Annotated in this window: 14 protein-coding genes; 11 read left to right on the top strand and 3 right to left on the bottom strand. The window is 69.5% G+C overall.

Features of this window, described 5'->3' with window-relative positions; genetic code table 11:
* Nucleotides 1-80 precede the first annotated feature (80 nt).
* From EDC64_RS06550 to mutS, 7 genes are all read left to right on the top strand, one after another.
* Nucleotides 81-1178: an acyltransferase family protein gene (locus EDC64_RS06550; protein ID WP_132030475.1), complete on the top strand. Its 1098-nt coding sequence runs from the start codon at nt 81-83 to the stop codon at nt 1176-1178.
* A 55-nt stretch (nt 1179-1233) separates the two neighbouring features.
* Complete coding sequence (gene mnmG, locus EDC64_RS06545; protein ID WP_132030474.1) at nt 1234-3108, top strand: tRNA uridine-5-carboxymethylaminomethyl(34) synthesis enzyme MnmG; 1875 nt, start codon at nt 1234-1236, stop codon at nt 3106-3108.
* 147 nt (nt 3109-3255) lie between these two features.
* Nucleotides 3256-3915: a 16S rRNA (guanine(527)-N(7))-methyltransferase RsmG gene (gene rsmG, locus EDC64_RS06540; RefSeq protein WP_245504568.1), complete on the top strand. Its 660-nt coding sequence runs from the start codon at nt 3256-3258 to the stop codon at nt 3913-3915.
* A gap of 22 nt (nt 3916-3937) precedes the next feature.
* Nucleotides 3938-4780: a ParA family protein gene (locus tag EDC64_RS06535; protein ID WP_132030472.1), complete on the top strand. Its 843-nt coding sequence runs from the start codon at nt 3938-3940 to the stop codon at nt 4778-4780.
* 43 nt (nt 4781-4823) lie between these two features.
* Nucleotides 4824-5690, top strand: a complete 867-nt coding sequence (locus EDC64_RS06530; protein WP_132030471.1) for a ParB/RepB/Spo0J family partition protein — start codon at nt 4824-4826, stop codon at nt 5688-5690.
* Nucleotides 5691-5919: 229 nt separating this feature from the next.
* Nucleotides 5920-7467: an inorganic phosphate transporter gene (locus EDC64_RS06525; protein ID WP_165933689.1), complete on the top strand. Its 1548-nt coding sequence runs from the start codon at nt 5920-5922 to the stop codon at nt 7465-7467.
* A 171-nt stretch (nt 7468-7638) separates the two neighbouring features.
* Nucleotides 7639-10392 carry a DNA mismatch repair protein MutS gene (mutS, locus tag EDC64_RS06520; RefSeq protein WP_132030469.1) on the top strand — a complete coding sequence of 918 codons (2754 nt, stop codon included), beginning with the start codon at nt 7639-7641 and terminating at the stop codon, nt 10390-10392.
* Between the two features lie 45 nt (nt 10393-10437).
* Here the strand turns inward: mutS and EDC64_RS06515 are convergent, their stop codons facing one another.
* The 3 genes from EDC64_RS06515 to ppc form a co-directional block, all read right to left on the bottom strand.
* Complete coding sequence (locus EDC64_RS06515; protein ID WP_132030468.1) at nt 10438-11847, bottom strand: hypothetical protein; 1410 nt, start codon at nt 11845-11847, stop codon at nt 10438-10440.
* A gap of 35 nt (nt 11848-11882) precedes the next feature.
* The gene (locus tag EDC64_RS06510) at nt 11883-13178 is read right to left on the bottom strand and encodes an adenylosuccinate synthase (protein WP_132030467.1); all 1296 of its coding nucleotides are present in this window, start codon (nt 13176-13178) and stop codon (nt 11883-11885) included.
* A gap of 190 nt (nt 13179-13368) precedes the next feature.
* Nucleotides 13369-16161, bottom strand: coding sequence for a phosphoenolpyruvate carboxylase (gene ppc, locus EDC64_RS06505; RefSeq protein ID WP_132030466.1), 2793 nt, complete (start codon nt 16159-16161; stop codon nt 13369-13371).
* Nucleotides 16162-16460: 299 nt separating this feature from the next.
* On the opposite strand from ppc, the gene EDC64_RS06500 reads away from it, so the two are divergent.
* The 4 genes from EDC64_RS06500 (at nt 16461) to EDC64_RS06485 (ending at nt 21619) form a co-directional block, all read left to right on the top strand.
* Nucleotides 16461-18239: a type I secretion system permease/ATPase gene (locus tag EDC64_RS06500; RefSeq protein ID WP_132030465.1), complete on the top strand. Its 1779-nt coding sequence runs from the start codon at nt 16461-16463 to the stop codon at nt 18237-18239.
* A gap of 1 nt (nt 18240) precedes the next feature.
* On the top strand, nt 18241-19734 hold the full coding sequence (locus EDC64_RS06495; RefSeq protein WP_132030464.1) for an HlyD family type I secretion periplasmic adaptor subunit: 1494 nt from the start codon (nt 18241-18243) through the stop codon (nt 19732-19734).
* 191 nt (nt 19735-19925) lie between these two features.
* Nucleotides 19926-20675, top strand: coding sequence for an electron transfer flavoprotein subunit beta/FixA family protein (locus EDC64_RS06490; RefSeq protein ID WP_132030463.1), 750 nt, complete (start codon nt 19926-19928; stop codon nt 20673-20675).
* A complete protein-coding gene (locus tag EDC64_RS06485; protein ID WP_132030462.1) occupies nt 20675-21619 on the top strand; it encodes an electron transfer flavoprotein subunit alpha/FixB family protein in 945 nt (314 codons plus the stop codon). Before EDC64_RS06490 ends, EDC64_RS06485 begins: the two co-directional genes overlap by 1 nt.
* Nucleotides 21620-21642: the final 23 nt, after the last annotated feature.

Genomic DNA, 21642 nt, shown 5'->3' with positions numbered 1-21642 from the left:
GTGAAACATCTCGCGGGTGCCGTGCGGAGGGATCAATCCCTCGCTTCGCTTTCCCGGCCTCTCCCGCTATATCCCCGAGCATGATCAAGGATTATGGCGACACCACCTTCATCACCGGTCTGCGGGCGCTGGCCGCGATCGCGGTGATCCTGCTCCATGCAGGGGGCGCCGGCCTGCGCGACTGGGGCGTGGCCGGGGACAATTTCGTCGAGATGGCGGGGCGCGGCGGCGTCTATGTGTTTTTCGTCATTTCCGGGTTCAGCGTCAGCGCCTCGTATCTCGAAGCCAAGGATTACCGGCGCTATCTCGCCCGGCGCTTCTGGCGGATCGCGCCACCCTATTATTTCTGGCTGGCCCTGGTCGGCCTCGGCCTCGTTCCGCCGGCCCACTGGGTCGAGGTCTTCAAGGTCCCGGTGGATGCCTACAACCTCGTCATGCACTTCACCTTTCTGAGCTTTCTCGATTATCGGATCGCCGATGCGCTGATCGGGGTGGAATGGTCGCTGCCGGTCGAGATGGTCTATTATCTGCTGGTCCCGCTGGTTCTGGTCCGGGTCCGGTCCTGGGGCGCCATCGCGCTTCTGATCGGTGTCGGATACGGGCTCTATCGGCTGGGCCTGTCCAATCTCGGCCTCATCCCGGTGCGGCCGGGCTATGAGGGGCTCGCTTATATGTGGAGCCCTCTACCTTATGTCCTGTGCTTCGCGCTGGGCATCGCCGCCTTCCGGATCCGCGAGAAATGGGCGGCGCCGGGCTGGCTGGGCGATGCCGCCCTGGTGGCCGCCGCGCTCGCCGTCCCTTTGGTCGCGGCGTGGCCCGGCATCGTCATCGGCGCGCTCAAGGCCGAACTTCTTCTGTTCTCCGCCCTCGCCTTCGCTTTGGTGACGCTCGGCTCGCGCCGCTCTCGGCTGATGAACCTCCTGCTGGTCAACCGCCCGATCCAATATCTCGGGCTGATCTCCTATTCCCTCTATCTCGCCCACATGCCGGTGCTCGGGCTCGCCGCGGATCGGATGCCCCAGAACCTGCCGCTGCGCTTCCTCGTGACGCTGGTGCTGACGGTGGCGGTCTCGGCGCTCACCTATCGTCTGGTGGAAGTGCCGGGCCAAAGGCTGGGACGCTGGCTCGGGGCGCGGCGCCGCGCCGGCCAGCCCGAAAGCGGGCCGGCGACGCCTTGACCGCGCCATGAAAACGGCGTTCGAAAAGGGGAACAGGCAGCGGATGCGCGAGACGATGGACCGGACTTTCGATGTGATGGTGGTGGGCGGCGGGCATGCCGGGTGCGAGGCGGCGGCCGCTGCGGCGCGGCTCGGCGCGCGGACGGCCCTGGTCACCATGCAGCCGGCGGCGATCGGCGCCATGTCGTGCAATCCGGCGATCGGCGGGCTCGGCAAGGGCCATCTGGTGCGCGAGGTGGATGCACTCGACGGGCTGATGGGCCGGGTCGCGGACCAGGGCGGGATCCAGTTCCGTCTCCTCAACCGGCGCAAGGGTCCGGCGGTGCGGGGGCCGCGGGCGCAGGCCGATCGCGCGCTCTATGCCCGCGCCATGCAGGCGGCCCTGGCCGAGCAGGCGGGCCTCGCCATCCTGGAGGGAGAGGCGGCCGATCTCGTCGTCGCGGACGGGCGGATCGCCGGCCTCGTCCTCGCAGACGGTCGGGCCTTCGCCTGCGGCGCCGTGGTGCTGACCACCGGCACCTTCCTCAACGGCCTGATTCATATGGGCGAAGTGCAGATCCCGGCGGGGCGGTTCGGCGAGCGCCCGTCGCGCGGCCTGTCGGGCGCGCTGGCGCGGCTCGGGCTCGCGCTCGGCCGTTTGAAGACCGGCACGCCGCCGCGCCTCGATGGGCGCACCATCGATTGGGCGGCGCTGGAAATGCAGCCGGGCGATGCCGATCCCGAGCCGTTCTCCACCCTCACCACTGTTTTGCCCAACCCGCAGGTGGCCTGCGGCATCACCCGCACGACGCCCGAGACCCATGCCGTCATCCGCGCCAATCTCGCCCGCTCCGCGATGTATTCCGGCCGGATCGAAAGCAGCGGACCGCGCTATTGCCCCTCGATCGAGGACAAGGTGGTGCGGTTCGGCGACCGCGAAGGACACCAGATCTTCCTGGAGCCGGAAGGGCTCGAGGATCCGACGGTCTATCCCAACGGGATTTCCACCTCGCTGCCGGAGGAGGTGCAGCATCTTCTGCTCGCCACCATTCCCGGCCTCGAGAGGGTGAAGGTGCTGCGGCCGGGCTATGCGATCGAGTACGACCATGTCGACCCACGCGAATTGCGGCCGACGCTCGAAGCGAAGCGGGCGCCCGGCCTGTTCCTCGCCGGGCAGATCAACGGCACGACCGGTTATGAGGAGGCCGCGGCGCAAGGCCTTCTCGCCGGGCTGAATGCCGCCCGTACCGCCGGCGGCGGGGCGGGCGTCGTCTTCGACCGGGCCGAGGGCTATCTCGGCGTCATGGTCGACGATCTGGTGACGCGGGGGGTCACCGAGCCCTATCGCATGTTCACCTCACGCGCCGAATATCGCCTGACGCTGCGCGCCGACAATGCCGACCAGCGCCTGACCCCGCGCGGCATCGCCCTGGGTCTCGTCGGCGGGGAGCGTGCCCGCGCCTTCGGCGCGAAGGCCGCGGCGCTGGCCGCGGCCCGGGCGCTGACGCAGGAGCTCAATCTCACCCCGAACGCCGCCGCCGCCTATGGGCTTGCCCTCAACCGCGACGGCCAGCGCCGCACCGCCTTCGACCTCCTGGCCTATCCGGAGATCGACATGGCGGTCCTGGCGCGGATCTGGCCGGAGCTGGGAGATATTTTGCCGGCTATCGCACAGCAATTGGAGATCGACGCCAAATATGCCGTCTATCTCGACCGGCAGGCCGCCGATATCGCGGCCCTGCGGCGCGACGAGGATCTGGTGCTCGCCGACGACCTCGCCTTCGGCGATCTGCCGGGCCTGTCCAACGAGCTGAAGCAGCGTCTCGCCCGCACCCGGCCGCGTACGGTCGGGCAAGCGGGGCGGATGGAAGGGATGACGCCGGCGGCTTTGGCTCTGCTCGTCACCCATGCGCGCCGGCAAAGACCGCGGGGCGAGGCGGGGGCGGGATAAAGTGCGCGGTGCCGTGCCGTCTTCTTCCTGTGAATATTGGGGATGGTGGGGTAGAAACAGAGTGTCCGGGTGGATGTGCCGGATCCGGCGGCGGCCAACGGGATGACACCGGCGGTTCAAGGGGCGTCAATGGCGGACAGGGCAGCCATGCAAGCAGTCGAGGCGGCGGTTTCACGTGAAACATTCGCCCGCCTCCAGCTTGTCGCAGATCTTCTAACCCATTGGCAGAAGACGATAAATCTCGTCGCGCCGGCGAGCCTTCCGCATCTTTGGTCGCGCCATATCGCCGATTCCCTGCAACTTCTCCGGCATGCCCCGGACTGCGCCTTGTCCTGGGTCGATCTCGGGTCGGGCGGCGGATTCCCCGGCCTCGTCGTCGCGGCCGGTCTGGCCGAGCGCACGGGGTCGCGCGTGGCTCTGGTGGAAAGCGACACGCGCAAAGCCGCCTTTCTGCGCGAGGCGGCCCGCCGTGCGGGGCTTCCCGTGCGGGTATATCCCCAACGGATCGAACAGGTTGCGGGCGAGCTTGCCGCCGGAACCGAGGTCGTCTCCGCCCGCGCGCTGGCCCCGCTGCCGAAGCTGCTCGATCTTGCCGCGCCGTTCCTCGCGGCAGGGGCTATGGGATTGTTTCCGAAAGGAAAGGATCTTGCGGCCGAATTGACCGCAGCGCACAAAGACTGGACACTCGACATCGATCTTCTCCCGAGCCTCAGCGATCCCGACGGCCGGATCGTGCGGGTCGCCCGGGCGACGAGAGCGGCCCCTTTCTCCGCGGCCCTCGCCTCGAAAGAGGCGAAGGCGCGATGAGCCACATGCGGACACGCGCCCGATGAGCGACCCTCTGATCTCCGCCGCCTCCTCCCAAGGCGTCGCGCCACGCATCCTTGCGCTCGCCAACCAGAAGGGCGGGGTCGGCAAGACCACGACCGCGATCAATCTCGGGACCGCTTTGGCGGCGATCGGCGAGACCGTGCTCGTCATCGATCTCGATCCGCAGGGCAATGCCTCGACCGGCCTCGGCATCGACCGCGCGCGCCGGGCGGTGTCGACCTATGACGTGCTGACGGGCGAAGCGAGCCTTTCGGAGGCGATTCAGGAAAGCGGCGTCCCCGGACTGTATGTCGCCCCCTCGACCCTCGATTTGTCCGGCCTCGAGCTTGAAATCGCCCACGAGCGCGACCGCGCCTTCCGGCTGCGCACCGCGCTCGCCGCGCTCGCCGCCGACCCGGCGGCGCCGCGCATCACCTATGTCCTGATCGATTGTCCGCCCTCGCTCTCGCTCATCACGGTCAATGCGATGGCGGCGGCCCATGCCATCGTGGTGCCGCTGCAATGCGAGTTCTTCGCGCTCGAGGGCCTGTCGCAATTGCTGAAGACGGTCGAACAGGTGCGCACCGCGCTCAATCCGGAGCTGACCATCCACGGCATCGTGCTGACCATGTACGACAACCGCAACAATCTCTCCGACCAGGTCATGGCGGATGTCCGCAGCTTCATGGGCGACAAGGTCTATCAGACCGTCATCCCTAGGAATGTCCGGGTCTCGGAGGCGCCGTCTTATGGCAAGCCGGTGCTGCTCTACGATCTGAAATGCGCCGGGTCGCAAGCCTATCTGCGGCTCGCCTCGGAGGTGATCCAGCGCGAGCGCGCGGCGCGCGCGGTGGCGGCCTGAGATCGGCGGCAAGGGCGTGAACGGGAAAAAGGGAAAAGGCATCATGGCGGAGGAAGGCCGTTCGCGGCTCGGGCGGGGCCTGGCGGCGCTGATCGGGGACATGGGGCCGGACGACAGCCGGCCTGCGCCGCCGCAGAAGAGCGCGCGCGGCGACCGCCGGCTGCCGATCGCCCAGGTCGCGGCGAGCCCGCGCAATCCGCGCCGCACCTTCCGCGAGGAGGGGCTCGACGAACTCGCCGCCTCGATCCGCGAAAAGGGCATCATCCAGCCCATCGTGGTCCGTCCGATGGCGCCGGACCGGTTCGAGATCGTCGCCGGCGAACGCCGCTGGCGTGCCGCCCAGCGCGCCGGCCTGCACGAGGTTCCGGTGATCGTGGTCGAACTCAGCGACCGCGAGGCGCTGGAAATCGCCATCATCGAGAATGTCCAGCGCGCCGATCTCAACGCCTTGGAAGAGGCGCAGGGCTACGAAGCGCTGATGGCGCAGTTCGAGTACAGCCAGTCCGACCTCGCCAAGGTGATCGGCAAGAGTCGCCCGCACATCGCCAATACGCTGCGGCTGCTGAAGCTGCCGGACGCGGTCAAAGCCTATCTCGCCGACGGACGCCTGAGCGCGGGCGCCGCCCGGGCGCTCCTCGCCCATGACGATCCCGAGCGGCTCGCCCGCCAGATCCTGGAAAAGGGCCTGACCGTCCGCGACGTCGAGGCGCTGGGAAAAACCCGCGCCGTCCTCGCGGGCAAGCTCGCCGCGCCGAAGGACGCCGACACCAAGGCGCTGGAAAAGCGGCTGTCGGATGCCCTCGGCCTGGCGGTCCAGCTCCAGGCCAAAGGCGAGGCCGGCGAATTGCGGATCCGCTATTCCGATCTCGATCAGCTCGACGATCTCTGCCGCCGGCTCGGCGCCGGCTGAACCGTCGCCGCGAAGTCCTTGCCGGCTCTCGCAGCGGTGTCCGCGCGATTTGTGAAGTCCGTTCAGCCCCCTACCGTCATGCGGGCGTCACCGACATGGCGCATCCAAGCTTATCTTTGATCGCTGGGGGGCGGATATGAGCGAGACGGCAGGCGCGGTACCGGGCCAGGTTCACCACCGGAAGTCCGGAAAATCGGGCTCGCATGCCGGTCTGGACCGCAAGAACGGGATGCTCGAAGTCTTCATCTTCTTCGCCCTGCTGGTCGGCGGCCTGACCTATGTGGTGTGGTCGATCTGGACCGACGTGCAGGCGGCGGAACCGGGCTCGCTGGCGCTTCTGCCGTTTCTGCTGCTCATCCTCGCGCTTCTGATCGCGCTCGCCTTCGAGTTCGTGAACGGCTTCCACGACACGGCGAACGCCGTCGCGACGGTGATCTACACCAATTCGCTGCCGGCGCATTTCGCCGTGGTCTGGTCGGGCTGCTGGAACTTTCTCGGGGTTCTGGTCTCTTCCGGCGCGGTGGCCTTCGGCATCATCCAGCTCCTGCCTGTGGAACTGATCCTCAATGTCGGGTCGGGCGCCGGCATGGCCATGGTGTTCTCGCTTCTGATCGCGGCGATCATCTGGAATCTCGGCACCTGGTATCTCGGCCTTCCCGCCTCGTCCTCCCACACCTTGATCGGCTCGATCATCGGTGTCGGCATCGCCAATCAATTGGTCCAGGGCCATAGCGGCACGTCCGGCGTCGATTGGGGCCAGGCCGCCAATGTCGGCTATTCGCTGCTGCTCTCACCGGTGGTCGGCTTCATCGCCGCCGGGTTGCTCCTGCTTTCGCTGAAGGCGCTGGTGAAGAATCCGGCGCTCTATCGCGAGCCCAAGGCCCACAAGGCGCCGCCGTGGTGGATCCGTGGTCTTCTCGTTCTGACCTGCACCGGCGTCTCCTTCGCCCACGGATCGAATGACGGGCAGAAAGGCATGGGCCTGATCATGCTGATCCTGATCGGTATCGTGCCGACCGCCTACGCCCTGAACCGGGCCGTGGCGCCGGAGGATGTCGCGACCTTCCGCGCCTTGAGCCTGGCGACCGCCGAATCGCTGGCGGGCACGCTGCCGCCCGGCACGCCGCCCGTCGCGGGGGATCCGCGCACCATTCTCACCACCTATGTCCGCGACCATGAGGTGCGCCCCGACACCGTGCCGGCCCTCGCCCAGGTCGCCCGCGAACTCGGCGCTGCGGTCGCCACCACGACCAGCCTCGCGCAGGTCCCCTCTGTCGCCGTGCCCAATCTGCGCAACGACATGTATCTCGCATCCGAGACCATCCGCATCATGGTGAAGTCGGGCCGTCCGGCCTTCGATCCGCAGACCCGCGAGAATCTCGTTGCCTATGAGCGCTCGCTGGACGAGGCCACCAAATTCATCCCGCTCTGGGTGAAGGTGGCGGTGGCGATCGCCCTCGGCCTCGGCACCATGGTCGGCTGGAAGCGCATCGTGGTCACGGTCGGCGAGAAGATCGGCAAGACCCATCTCACCTATGCCCAGGGCGGCGCCGCCGAACTGGTCGCGATGGGCACCATCTTCGCGGCCGACCATTACGGCCTTCCGGTCTCGACCACCCATGTCCTGTCCTCCGGCGTCGCCGGCACCATGGCGGCCAACCGGTCCGGGCTGCAGATGTCGACCATCCGCAACCTGGCCATGGCCTGGATCCTCACCCTTCCGGCGGCGATCCTGCTCTCGGGCGGCCTCTATCTGCTGCTGCGCGCCGTCATCTGAGGCGCGACAGCGACCCGCGCGGCGGCCCCTTCGGGGGCCGTTCGCGTTTCGGGCGGACATGGTCCGCCTCGCCCCTGAAAGAGCGCCGTGCCTGGGGGAAACCAGTGCGGACCGTGGATGGCTGCCGGGCGCGCGCTTCCCAGGCGCCGTCGGGCAAACTAGCGTGCGGCGATGACCGTTGCCGATGCCTGTCCCGCCGAGACCGAGGCCCCGCGCCCCGCGCCCGACGACGCACCCGAAGCGTCCGCCGCCCGGCGCGAGGACGGGCACGTCACCCCCGTGATGGCCCAGTTCGTCGAGATCAAGGCGGCCAATCCCGATTGCCTCCTGTTCTACCGGATGGGGGATTTCTACGAATTGTTCTTCGAGGATGCCGAGCAGGCCTCGCAGGCGCTCGGCATCGTGCTCACCAAGCGCGGCAAGCATCTCGGCGCCGACATTCCGATGTGCGGCGTGCCGGTCTCGCGGGCGGAGGAATATCTCCACAAGCTGATCGCGCTCGGCTTCCGGGTCGCGGTCTGCGAACAGCTCGAGGATCCCGCCGAGGCGCGCAAGCGCGGGTCGAAGAGCGTGGTGCGCCGGGACGTCACCCGCCTCGTCACCCCCGGCACCCTGACCGAGGACGCCTTGCTCGATGCGCGGCGCGAGAACGTGCTGCTGGCGGTGGCGCGGGTGCGGGCGGGGGAGGACGCCTTCGCCTATGGGCTCGCTTTCGCCGACGTCTCGACCGGAACGTTCCGCGTCTGCGCCTCGAGCGCGGCCGCGCTCGCCGCCGATCTCGCCCGCATCGACCCGGCCGAGGTGCTGCTGTCGGACGCGCTGTTCGAAGAGGCCGACCTGCGGCCGGTCTGGGACGAATTGCCGGCCATAACGCCGCTGCCGCGCCAGAGCTTCGAAGGCGCGGGCGCCGAGCACCGGCTGGCGCAGTATTTCGGCGTCGCCACCCTGGACGGGTTCGGCAGTTTCGGGCGGGCCGAGCTGATCGCCGCCGCCGCGATCGTCGCTTATGTCGAGCGCACCCAGCTCGGCGCCCGGCCCGCGCTCGCCCCGCCGGTGCGCGACGCGGACGATGCGACGCTGCGGATCGATGCCGGGACGCGGATCAATCTGGAACTGGTGCGCACCACGACCGGCGAGCGCCGGGGCTCGCTGCTCGGGGCGGTCGACCGCACCGTGACCTCGGCCGGTGCGCGCCTCCTGGCGCGCCGCCTCGCCGAGCCGCTGACCGACCTTTCGGCGATCCGCGGGCGCCATGACGCGGTCGGGCATCTGGTGGAGGAGGGCGCGCTCGCCGCCGCGCTGCGCCGCCGCCTCGCCGCCGTGCCGGACCTCGCCCGCGCGCTGTCGCGGCTTTCGCTGGGTCGTGGCGGGCCGCGCGATCTCCTCGCCATCGGTCAGGGGCTCGAGGAGGGCCTGGCTCTGGCGGACGCGCTGCGTGCGGCGCCGCCGGCCGACCTCGCCCGCTGCGCCGCCGCCCTCGCACGCTGCGAGCCGGGCCTCGCGCGCGACTTGCGCGCCGCTCTGGTCGAGGCGCCGCCGCATCTGCGGCGCGACGGCGGCTTCATCGCCCCCGGCTATGATGCCGACCTCGATGCCACCCGGGCGCTGCGCGACGAGAGCCGGCGCGTGGTCGCCGAACTGGAACGCACCTATGTCGAGGCGACCGGGGTGCGCACCCTCAAGATCCGGCACAATGCCGTGCTCGGCTATTTCGTCGAGGTCACGGCACAGAATGCCGACCGGCTGCGCGAGCCGCCGCATCTCGCCACCTTCACCCACCGCCAGACGCTGGCCGGCGCGGTGCGCTTCACCAGCCCGGAACTCGCCGCGCTGGAGAGCCGCATCGCCTCGGCCGGCGAGCGCGCTCTGGCCCTGGAACAGGCGATCTTCGACCGCCTCGCCGAGCGGGTGGTCGCCGCGGCGGACGCGATCCGCACCGCCGCCGAGGCGCTGGCGGAGCTCGACGTGCATGCCGGCCTCGCCCGGCTCGCGGTGGACGAGCGCCACGTCCGCCCGACCATGACCGCCGCGCTCGATTTCGCGATCGAAGGCGGGCGCCATCCCGTGGTCGAGCAGGCGCTCGCCAAGGCCAAGGGCGGGTTCGTGCCGAACGATTGCGACCTGTCGGCGCCCGAGGGCGCGGAGGGCGGACAGATCTGGCTCGTCACCGGCCCCAACATGGCGGGCAAATCCACCTTCCTGCGCCAGAATGCCCTGATCGCGGTGCTCGCCCAGGCGGGCGCCTTCGTTCCGGCCCGGTCGGCGCGGCTCGGCGTGGTCGACCGGCTGTTCTCCCGCGTCGGCGCGGCCGACGATCTGGCGCGCGGCCGCTCGACCTTCATGGTGGAGATGGTCGAGACCGCGGCCATCTTGAACCAGGCGACCCGCCGCTCCCTCGTCATCCTGGACGAGATCGGCCGCGGCACCGCGACCTTCGACGGCATGTCGATCGCGTGGGCGAGCCTCGAACATCTGCACGAGATCAACCGCTGCCGCGCGCTGTTCGCGACCCATTTCCACGAACTGACAGCGCTGTCGCAACGCTGCGCGCGTCTCGCCAACGCCACCGTGAAGGTGGCGGAATGGCAGGGCGACGTGGTGTTCCTGCACGAGGTCGTTCCGGGCGCGGCGGATCGGTCCTACGGCATCCAGGTGGCGCGGCTCGCCGGCCTGCCGCCGGCGGTGATCGCGCGCGCCAAGGCGGTTCTGGCGGAACTCGAGGCGGCGGAGCGCGCCGCCCCGGCGCAGCGCCTGATCGACGAACTGCCGCTGTTCGCCGCCGCCCGCCGGCCGCCGCCCGAGGCCGCGCCTGCGGACGACGCGCTCGCCGCCGCCCTCGATGCGATCGATCCCGACGCCCTCACGCCGCGCGCGGCGCTGGAGGCGATCTATGCGCTGAAAGCGTTGCGGCCACGCCGCGGCTGAGCGGGCGCGCGCACGGCCGCGGAAGGGTCCGGATTCGGATTGCGATCAGCCGCCGCCCGGCGCGGGCACCATCGGCGGGGGCTCCGCCGGCAGCAATTCGCCCCAGGCGGCAAAGGCGTCGCGGAACACCTGCTCGCCCTGCGGCCCCTTTTCGAACGCGATGATGGCGCGCTTGTTGTTGGTATAGACCAGCGGCACGTCGATCCAGGGACGGGCCTGGAGCAGCATCAGATTGCGCTCGCGGTCGGCCGGCACCGCCGACAGGCCGACCAGGAAATAGGTCGGGCTGACGCGCACCGAGAGGCCGGCGAGCGGCGCCCCCTGGGCGCTCTCGGTCTGCTTCATGCGGATGCCGGGGACATTGTTGATGCCGCCATAGGCGAAATCCTGCGGCAGGTTGAAGCTGATCTCGATCGTGTGCGAGGCGGGCAGCGCCGGATCGGTGTTGCGCCGCAAGGTGAAGGTCGCCGAGAGCCGGCCGGGAACCTGGATGTCGGCGCGGATGCCGACGTCCGGCGGCAGGCCGGGACCGGCGGCGAAGGTCTCGGTCTTCCAGCTCACCGAGCCTTCGTAGGTCTGGAGGCCCTGGGCTCCGCCCGCCGCTTCTTCGAACAGGAAGGCGCGCTGCGTCGTCGCGGCGGCGCGCGGCGTGGCCGTGGGGGCGCGCCGGACGTCGCTGCCATCGGCCTGCGCCACGCGGTCGGCGCTCTTGGGCTGTTCTGCGGTCTTGGCGGGTTCGGGCGCGGCGGGCTGCGCGGGCGCGCTCGCGCTCTCGCGGCCGGCCTCGCCGAACAAAGCTTCGCGGTTCATCACCGCATAGGCGCCGCCGGCGACCAGAACGGCGAGGAGAAGGAGCGGCAGCACGGCGCGCCGCCAGGCCGGGGCGCGGACGTCCCGCTCGCCGGGAACGCGCGGCCGCTCGCCGCGCCCTCCGGCCTTGCCGCGGCCGAGGGTCGGGCGCTGATCCGACGGGGTCTCCGTCGCGGCGTCGGCCGCGTCCTCGAGGTCCTCGTTGGCCTTCTGGTGGCTGGGCGTCTCGTGGTCGGCGATGCTGTCCCGCTCGGCGGCCTCGGGCGCTTTCGCTTCGGGCACGGCGACATCGCGCTCGGCAATCGCATCCGGCGGCGACGCCTCCGCAGGGCCGACCGGCGGCGGGGCCGCCGGCGTCACGTCCGGCGCCGCGGGCTCGGGCAGGGGCGATGGGTCCTCGGCCGCCGGCTGGTCCGAATCCGGCGGCTGTTCGGCGGGGACATAGTCCGCCTCGATCCGATGGATCGCGTCTTCGAGCGACTGCCGCTCGCGGGCGATCTCGCCCTCCGGCAAAGGCGGCTCGACGCCGCGCAATTGCTTCAGGAGCGCGGCCCGCGCCCGGTCGAACACGACCCGGCGCGTCTCGCCCGTATTCTGGGGGAGGCCGGCGATCGCACGGACCAGGAGCGGGTAATAATCAGCCATCGAGCGAGGGTGAATCCGAAATGGAAAAGCCTTGGTTAAGCCTGAAACGGATTTTGCACGAGAATCGTGTCGTCCCGTTCCGGGCTCGTCGAGAGAATCGCCACGGGGCAGCCGATGAGTTCCTCGACCCAGCGGACATATTTCACCGCCCCGGCCGGAAGATCGGCCCACGAGCGCGCCCCGGCGGTGGATTCGCGCCAGCCGGGAATGGTCTCGTAGATCGGCTCCACGCGCGTCTGGGCGCCGCCCTCGGCCGGGAGATAATCGATGACCCGCCCGTCGAGCCGGTAGCCGACGCACACCTTCACCTCGTCGAACCCGTCCAGCACGTCGAGCTTGGTGAGGGCGATGCCGTGAATGCCGCAGGTCTTCACGGTCTGGCGCACCAGGACCGCATCGAACCAGCCGCAGCGGCGCGGACGGCCCGTCACGACGCCGAACTCGCGGCCGACCGTGCCGAGCGTCTGTCCGACCGCATCGGTCAGTTCGGTGGGGAAGGGGCCTTCGCCGACGCGGGTCGTATAGGCCTTGGTGATGCCCAGCACGTAATCGAGCGCCCCGGGACCGACGCCCGATCCGCTCGCCGCGGCCGCCGCCACCGTGTTGGAGGAGGTCACATAGGGATAGGTGCCGTGGTCGATGTCGAGCAGCGAGCCCTGCGCGCCCTCGAACAGGATGCGCTTGCCGGCGCGCCGGGCGGTGTCCAGCAGCTCCCACACCCGGTCCATGAAGGGCAGGACCTTGGGCGCCAGGGCTTCCAGCTCCGCGATCAGCGCCGCGGGGTCGACCTCGGGCAGGCCGAGGCCGCGCCGCAACAGATTGTGGTGGGTGAGCAGGCGCTCCACCTTGGCGGGCAAAGTGGACATGTCGGAAAGGTCCACCAGCCGGATGGCACGGCGGCCGACCTTGTCCTCATAGGCGGGGCCGATGCCGCGCCGCGTCGTGCCGATGCGGGTCTCCGGGCTCGCCGCATTCTCGCGCAGAGCGTCCAGTTCGCGGTGTACCGGCAGGATGAGCGGGGTGGTCTCGGCGATGCGCAGGCGCTCCGGTCCCACCACCACGCCCTGTTTGGCGAGCCGGTCCAGCTCGTCCACGAGCGCCTGCGGGTCCAGGACCACGCCATTGCCGATGACCGAAAGCTTGCCCGGCCGCACCACGCCGGACGGCAGCAAAGAGAGTTTATAGACGGCGCCGTTCACGACCAGGGTATGGCCGGCATTGTGGCCGCCCTGGAATCGCACGACCACGTCGGCTTGCTCCGACAGCCAGTCGACGATCTTGCCCTTGCCTTCGTCGCCCCATTGCGAGCCGACCACGACCACGTTGGCCACCGCGGGGTCCTCCGTCGGGCGCGGCGCGTCTTCCCCTCGGGGGCGACGCCGCGCGAACAAAGCAAAGCCCCGGTTTGGTCCGGGGCCGTTAAGGGGGCGTCATAGAAGATCGCGCCCGGCGAGGCAAGGCGCGGATCGTCTCGCTTGCCCCCGGGGCTGCGGACCGCGCCGAGGCGGGTGGGCCGACGGCTCACCCACTGTTGCGCAGGCCGGCCGAAATGCCGTTGATCGTGAGCTGGATGCCGTGCAGCACCTTGTCGTCGAGGTCGGGCCGCGGGGTGCCGGCGGCCTGGTTCGCGCGGTGCGCCTTCAAAAGCTCGATCTGCACGTGGTTGAGCGGATCGAGATAGGGAAAGCGGTTGCGGATCGAGCGGTCGAGCAGGGCATTGCCCTCAAGCAGCCGGGTCTGGCCCATGATTTCGAGCAGGCGAGCGACCGAGGTCTCGTATTCCTGCGTGATGCGCGAGAAGATGCGCGTGCGCAGATCGGCGTCCTCCACCAGCTCGGCATAGCGCGACGCCACCGCCAGCGAGCTTTTCGAGAGCACCATGTCCATGTTGGACAGGAGGGTGCGGAAGAACGGCCAGTCGCGGTACATCGCCTTGAGTTCCGCCATCCCGCCCGGCCGGTCGGCGAGAAAGGCGTCGACCGCGGTGCCGAAGCCGTACCAGGCCGGCAGCATCAGCCGGCACTGCGCCCAGGAGAACACCCAGGGAATGGCGCGCAGCGCGGTGATCGCGCGGGTCTTCTTCCGCGAGGCCGGGCGCGAGCCGATATTCAGCGTCGCGATCTCCGAAATCACCGTCGAGCCCCAGAAATAGTCCTCGAAGCCGGGCGTCTCGTAGACGAGCCCGCGATAGGCCGCGAAGGCGGATTGCGACAGGGCCTCCATCGCGCCGAGAAAATCGGCGCGCGGCACGGTCTCGCCGGGCTGAAGCAGGGTCGCTTCGAGGGTCGCTGACACCAGGATTTCGAGATTGCGCCGCCCGACCTCGGGATTGGAATATTTGGACGAGATGATCTCGCCCTGTTCGGTGACGCGGATCTGGCCGTTCACGGCGCCGCCGGGCTGGGCGAGGATGGCGTCGAAGCTCGGTCCCCCGCCGCGCCCGACCGAGCCGCCGCGGCCATGGAACAGGCGCAGCGTCACGCCATGGCGCCGGAACACCTCCACGAGGCCGATCTCGGCTTTGTACAGCTCCCAGCCGGATGTGACGAAGCCGCCGTCCTTGTTGCTGTCGGAATAGCCGAGCATGACCTCCTGGACGCCGCCGCGGCTGTCCACCAGCGCGCGGTAGGCCGGGATCTCGAACAGCCGGTCCATGACGGGACCGCAGGCCCGCAGATCCTCGATGGTCTCGAACAGCGGCACGATGTTGAGCGCGGCGGCCCCGCGCCGCACCAGCCCGGCCTCCTTCAGCAGCAGCGCCGCCTCCAGCATGTCCGAGACGCCCTCGGCCTTGGAGATGATGCAGTTCGGGATCACCGCTTCGCCGAGCGCCGCATGGGCCCGGGCGGCGGCGGCGAAGATTGCGAGTTCGTCGCGCGTCTCCTCGGAATAAGCGACGAAGGGGGAGGCGAGCGGCCGGGCGGTCGCGAGTTCCTCGGTCAGGAGCGCGATCCGCGCCTCTTCCTCCAGGGTCTCATAAGCGGTGCCCGGCGCCACCGCCTCGAACAGTTCGGCGACGGTGCGCGCATGCACCTCGGAATTCTGCCGCAGGTCCACCGCGGCGAGATGGAAGCCGAAACAGCCCGCGGCGCGCCGCAACTGGCGCAGCCGGCCATGGGCGAGGACGCGCGAGCCGTGCGCCTCGAGCGAGCGCGCGATGAGGTCGAGATCGGCCTTGAAGGCGGCGGCGGAGGGGTAGGGGCCGAGACCGTCCGGGATCGGACCGGCCTCGCCGCGCAGCGCGGCGGCGGTCCGATCGAGCCGCGTCGTCACCACGGAGAGAGCCAGCCGGTAGGGCTCCTCGCGCAGGATCATGCTCTGATCCGGCGATGTCGCCATCAGCGCCTTCACGCCGTCGGACACCGTGACCAGCCGGCCGGCGAGGGACAGTTCGGCGGCGAGGGCGGCCGTCTGTTCGCGGTAGAAGCGCATCGCCCGCTCGCGGTGCATTTCGACCGTCTTGCCGAGGATATCGGCCGTGACGAAGGGATTGCCGTCGCGGTCGCCGCCGATCCAGGACCCGATGCGCAGGAAGGAGGGAAGCTCGGCCGTCTCCCCGCCGTCCAGCGCCGCGAGCTTGTCCTCGACGGCGCAGAGCAGGCGGGGGACTTCCTCCAGGAAGGTGTAGTCGTAATAGGACAGGCCGTTCGTCACCTCGTCCATCACGGTCAGCTTGATCCGGCGCAGCAGTGCGGTCTGCCAGAGCGTGAGGATGGCGCGGCGCAATTGCGCGTCCTGCGCCTGCGCCTCGCGGGGCGTCGCCCGGATCCGTTCGGCGCGGTCGAGGAGTTCGGCGATCTCCATCTCGCGGTTCAGCGTGCTCTTGCGGCGCACTTCGGTGGGATGGGCGGTGAGAACCGGGCTGATCAGCGCCCCGGCGAAAAAGTCGCGCAGCTGCGATGCGGGCAGCCGGGCGTCGGCGGCGCGGGCGAAAGCGTCGGCCACGGTGCCGCGGCGCGGCGCCGAGCCGGCGATCTCGTGGGCCCGGTTGCGGCGCGTGTGGTGCACGTCCTCGGCGATATTGGCGAGGTGCGAGAAATAGCTGAAGGCGCGGACGATCTGCACCGCCACGTCCGGCGACAATTCGCCGAGTATGGTTTCGAGCTCGTGCCGCGCCCCCTCATCGGCGTCGCGGTGGAAGCGGATCGAGGTGCGGCGAATGATCTCCACCAGATGGTAGACCGCCTCGCCCTCCTGGGCGCGGACGGTGTCGCCGAGCAGCCGGCCGAGGCGGCGGATGTCGTCCCGCAGCGGCCGATCCTTCTCGCTCGATTCTTCCGCCGGCTCGACCGCCGCCCAGACCGCGCTCGACATGGGCCGCTCTCCCCGATCGCCAAAGACACTTCCAGTCTAGAATGTTTTTCGCAGGTGCGAAGGCCCTTGCGACGCCCGAACGGCGTGTGACCGCGCTTAAGATCGCGCAAAAGTCGCAGAGGGGCGGGGGGTGTTGCGTGCCGGCACAGGCGAGATTCGTGCCGTCTTCACGGAGTATTCGGCATCCCCGCCGAAGGTGGGCGGTGCAACACTTGCACGTCGGCCGGTTTGCGGCGACAAGCGAGGGACCGAAGGAAGACCGACGCCTCGCGGGGGGCGGCCTCGGGGGCGGAATGACCATGACACAGCCGATCGCGGCTTCGCAGATCCACGGCGCGCTGCCGCCCACGCCCCTCGACCTCGCCGTCCGGGCGGTCAAGCCGGCGATGTGGACGGTCATCGCCTTCTCGTTCTTCATCAATATTCTGGGCCTGACCGGCTCGATCTACATGATGCAGGTCTATGACCGGGTGCTGTCCAGCCGGAGCATTCAGACCCTGGTCCTGCTGACCTTGATCGTGGCCATTCTCTACATGGTGGCCTCGGCGCTGGAGGCGTTCCGCACCCAACTCCTGGTGCGTGCCGGCGTGAAGTTCGACGACAGCATCAAGGAGCACGCCTTCGATGCGGTGCAGCGCGCCTCCCTGCGGCGGCCCTCGCCGAGCCATGTCCAGGCACTGCGCGACGTCGACACGGTGCGCGACTTCTTCGCCGGACCGGGGCTGATCTCCTGCTGCGACGTGCCCTGGGTGCCGATCTACATCATCTTCGCGACCCTGCTGCACCCGGTCTACGGCATCCTGGCGGTGCTGAGCTGCGTGATTTCCGGCGTGCTGGCTTATGCCAATGACCGCGCCACGCGGGCGATCCTCGACCGCGCCACCAAGGCGAACATCAGCGCCAACAACCATGCCGTGACCACCTTCCGCAATGCCGAGGTGCTGCAGGCCATGGGCATGGTGCGCCAGCTCCGCCAGCGCTGGGGCCAGCATCGCGGCGCCGCGCTCGGCTGGCAGGGGCTCGCCGCCGACCGGGCGGCCTTCCTGGTGTCCGCCACCAAGTTCAACCGCGTCTTCATGCAGAGCGTGATCCTCGGCGTCGGCGCCTATCTCGCGATCGAGCGCGAGATCACGCCGGGCATGATGATCGCGGCGTCGATCGTGGTCGGCCGCTGCATCCAGCCGATCGAGACCGCGATCGGCAATTGGAAGGGCATCGTCTCGGCCCGCTCGGCCTATCGCCGGGTGCAGGAGCTGATGCGCATGACGCCGGCGCCCGCCCCCCGCATGCGCCTGCCGGATCCCGCCGGCGCCCTCTCGGTCGAAAATCTCGTCGTCCACGCGCCGGGGCGCGACGTTCCGGTGCTGCGCGGCGTGTCGTTCGCGGTGCCGCCGGGCACCACGCTCGGCGTGATCGGCCCGAGCGCGGCCGGGAAATCGAGCCTCGCCCGCGTTCTGGTCGGCGTCTGGCCGCCGAGCGCGGGTGCGGTGCGGCTCGACGGGTCGGAACTCTCGCATTGGGATCCCGAGCAGCTCGGCCGCTCGCTCGGCTATCTGCCGCAGGACGTCGAATTGTTCGCCGGCACGATCGCCGACAATATCGCCCGCTTCGGCGAGCGGGACGAGGCGGCGATCGTCGAGGCGGCCCAGATGGCGGGCGTCCACGAAATGATCCAGCGCCTGCCGCAGGGCTACAACACCGATATCGGCGAGGCCGGCGCCTCGCTGTCCGGCGGCCAGCGCCAGCGGGTCGCCCTGGCGCGGGCGATCTACGCCAAGCCGAAGCTGATCGTGCTCGACGAGCCGAATGCCAGCCTGGACGCGGCCGGCGAGCAGGCGCTCGGCGCCGCCGTGCTGGCGCTCAAGAAGGCCGGCTCGACCGTCATCCTGGTGACGCACAAGACCAACAGCCTCGGCCTGTGCGACATGATCCTGCTGCTCAACGAGGGCACCGTCCACGGCTTCGGGCCGCGGGACGAGGTGCTGGCCAAGGTGCTGGGGCCGCGTCTGGTGAAACCCGAAGGCGGCGGGCCCGCGCGCGTCGCGGGCCGGCCCGAAGGCGCGACGGTGGAGGCGTGACATGAGCCAGCCAACCAGAACCCCGGTGCAGCGTCTCGCCGATCTGAAGGGCGCGCTCGCCGATCGGGTGCCGCACTCCGCCGGGCCGCTCGTCCAGGCGGCGCGCCAGCGGCTCGTGGGCCTGAAGGATGCGCTGCTCCCGGCCGCGCCCGGCGAAGCGGCGATCGCCGATCCCGCCTCCGGCCTTCCGGCGCCGGTCCCCAACGCCGATTTTCGCCGCGTCGCGACTTTGGGCTACGGGCTCATCGTCCTCACTTTCGGCGTGTTCGGCGGCTGGGCGGCGCTCGCCTCGATCGACAGCGCAGTGATCGCGACCGGCGTGGTATCGGTGGAGAGCCGGCGCCAGGTGGTGCAGCATCTGGAAGGCGGCATCGTCGCCGAGATCCTGGTGCGCGACGGCCAGCAGGTCTCGGAGGGGCAGGTCTTGTTCCGGCTCGATCCGACGAGTTCGCTCGCCAATTTCGATTCCGTGCGGGCTCAGCTCGACGTCCAGCTCGCCCAGGAGGCCCGGCTCGAGGCCGAGCGGGCGATGGCCGACACGGTGGTCTTTCCGGCGGGTCTCATGGCGCGCAGCGTCGACCCCGTGGTGCGCGCGGCGATCTCCGACCAGCAGGCGCAGTTCCGGGACCGCAAGGCCTCGCTGGATGGCCAGGTCGGCATCCTGAAGAACCGAATCGAGCAGGCCGAAACCGAGATCGACGGCCTCAGCCGCGAGCGCGCCTCGGTCGACCGGCAGCTCTATTTCATCGAGGACGAGCTGCAGGGCATCCAGAAGCTGAGCGACCGCGGTCTCGTCTCCAAGCCCCGCCTCGCCCAGCTCCAGCGTGAGAAGGCACGCCTCGAAGGCGTGGTCGGCCGCAACATCGCCGACGGTGCGAAGGCGCAGGCGACCATCGGCGAAATGCGCATGCAGATTCAGCAGCTCACCCAGAAGCAGCAGGAAGAGGTCGCGCAGCTCATCGTCGAGACCCGGCAGAAAATCAGCGACCTGAAGGAAAAGCTGAACATTTCCGAGAATGTGCTGAAGCGCATCGACATTCGCGCCCCACGGGCCGGCGTGGTCCAGAACATCAATCCCAAGATCTACACCGTGGGCGCCGTGGTGCGGCCCGGCGACACCTTGCTCGAAATCGTGCCGCAGAACGCGGAACTGATCGTCGACGCGCAGGTGCCGACCACCGACATCGACCGGCTGCACAATGGCGTCCAGAGCGTCGAGGTGCGCTTTCCCGCGTTCCATTCGCGCACCACGCCGCTGATCCTCGGCGAATTGCGCACCATCTCCCCCGACCGCCTCATCGACGAGACCACGCACCAGCCTTATTATCAGGCGGTCGTGGCGGTGAGCCAGACCGACATTCCCGACGACATGAAGGTGCGGCTGCGGCCCGGAATGCCTGCCGAAGTCGTGTTCAACACCGGCGAGCGCAGCGTCATGTCCTACCTCACCCGGCCGCTGACCGACGCACTGACCCACTCGTTCCGGGAGCGGTGAGCGGTCCCCGCCGGCCGGCGGGATCGGGCGTCGGCTTCGGCGTTGACAGGGTCGGGGGGCACTCCTAGGGTGCCGCCCCCAAGGTTTGCTGCGCTGCGGGTTCCGCCGCGGCAAACGCGCTTCGGGAGTCCTTCCCGGAGCCTTGTTCGAAGCCTTGTCGCCAGAGAGCCGGTCCAGGGGAGCGCGCCCGCATGAAGATCCTCGTCCCCGTCAAACGAGTCGTCGACTATAACGTCAAGGTGCGGGTGAAGAGCGACGGGTCGGGCGTCGAACTCGCCAACGTCAAGATGTCGATGAACCCGTTCGACGAGATCGCCGTCGAAGAGGCGCTGCGGCTCAAGGAGGCCGGCAAGGCGACCGAAGTGGTCGTTGTGTCGATCGGCCCCGCCCAGGCGTCCGAGACGCTGCGCACCGCCCTCGCGATGGGCGCCGACCGGGGGATCCTGGTGAAGACCGAGGCCGGGACCGAGCCGCTCGCGGTCGCGAAAATTCTGAAGGGCGTGGTCGGTGACGAAAAGCCCGATCTCGTCATCCTCGGCAAGCAGGCGATCGACGACGACGCCAACCAGACCGGCCAGATGCTGGCGGCGCTGCTCGGCTGGGGCCAGGGCACCTTCGCCTCCAAGGTCGTGCTCGAGGCGGACGCCGCGCTGGTGACCCGCGAGATCGATGGCGGGGCGCAGACCGTGAAGCTCACTTTGCCCGCCATCGTCACGACCGATTTGCGCCTCAACGAGCCGCGCTACGCGTCGCTGCCGAACATCATGAAGGCGAAGAAGAAGCCGATCGACGAAAAATCCCCCGACAGCTACGGGGTGGACGTGACGCCGCGCCTGAAGGTGCTGAAGACGTCCGAACCGTCCGGCCGCACGGCGGGCGTGAAGGTCAGCTCGCCCGCCGAGCTGGTGGCGAAGCTGAAGGACGAGGCTGGGGTGATCTGATGACGACGCTGCTGATCGCCGAACACGACAACAAGACCCTCAACGGCGTCACCGCCAAGGCCCTGACCGCCGCCGCCGCCTTGGGCGCGCCGGTGCATGTGCTGGTCGCGGGCGCCGATGCCGCCGCCGTCGCCGATGCGGCCGCCAAGCTCTCGGGCGTGGAAAAGGTGCTGCTGGCCGACGGCCCGATTTATGCCAACCGCCTCGCCGAGCCGCTCGCCGCCCTGATCGTCGGCCTTGCCGGCGGCTATGACGCGATCGTCGGCCCCTCCACGGCGATGGTGAAGAACGTTTTGCCGCGGGTCGCCGCGCTGCTCGACGTGATGCAGATTTCCGACATCGTCAAAGTGGTCTCGCCCGACACGTTCGAGCGGCCGATCTATGCCGGCAATGCGATCCAGACGGTGCAGAGCGCCGAGGCCAAGAAGGTGATCACGGTGCGCACCGCCTCCTTCGCCGCGACCGGCGAGGGTGGATCGGCGCCCGTGGAGCCGGCTTCGGCCGGCGAGGATCCCGGCGTCTCCGCCTTCGTCGAGGAGGCGCTCTCGGCCTCCACCCGGCCGGAACTGACCGCAGCGCGGATCATCGTCTCGGGTGGCCGCGCGCTGCAGTCGAAGGAGAAGTTCAGCGAGGTGATCGAGCCGCTCGCCGACGCGCTGGGCGCGGCGGTCGGCGCCTCGCGCGCCGCGGTGGATGCCGGCTATGCGCCGAACGACCTCCAGGTCGGCCAGACCGGCAAGGTCGTGGCGCCCGAGCTGTATGTCGCCGTGGGCATTTCCGGCGCCATCCAGCATCTCGCCGGCATGAAGGATTCCAAGGTCATCGTCGCCATCAACAAGGACGAGGAGGCGCCGATTTTCCAGGTTGCCGATTACGGCCTGGTGGGCGATCTGTTCTCGGTGGTGCCGGAGTTCCAGGCGGAAATCGCCAAGGTCAAGGGCTGACGGCACCGCGAGCCCTCAAGCAG

The organism is Aquabacter spiritensis, from assembly GCF_004346185.1.
In the GTDB taxonomy this organism is placed as follows: Bacteria; Pseudomonadota; Alphaproteobacteria; order Rhizobiales; family Xanthobacteraceae; genus Aquabacter; species Aquabacter spiritensis.
This window is presented reverse-complemented; position numbering and strand designations above follow the sequence as displayed.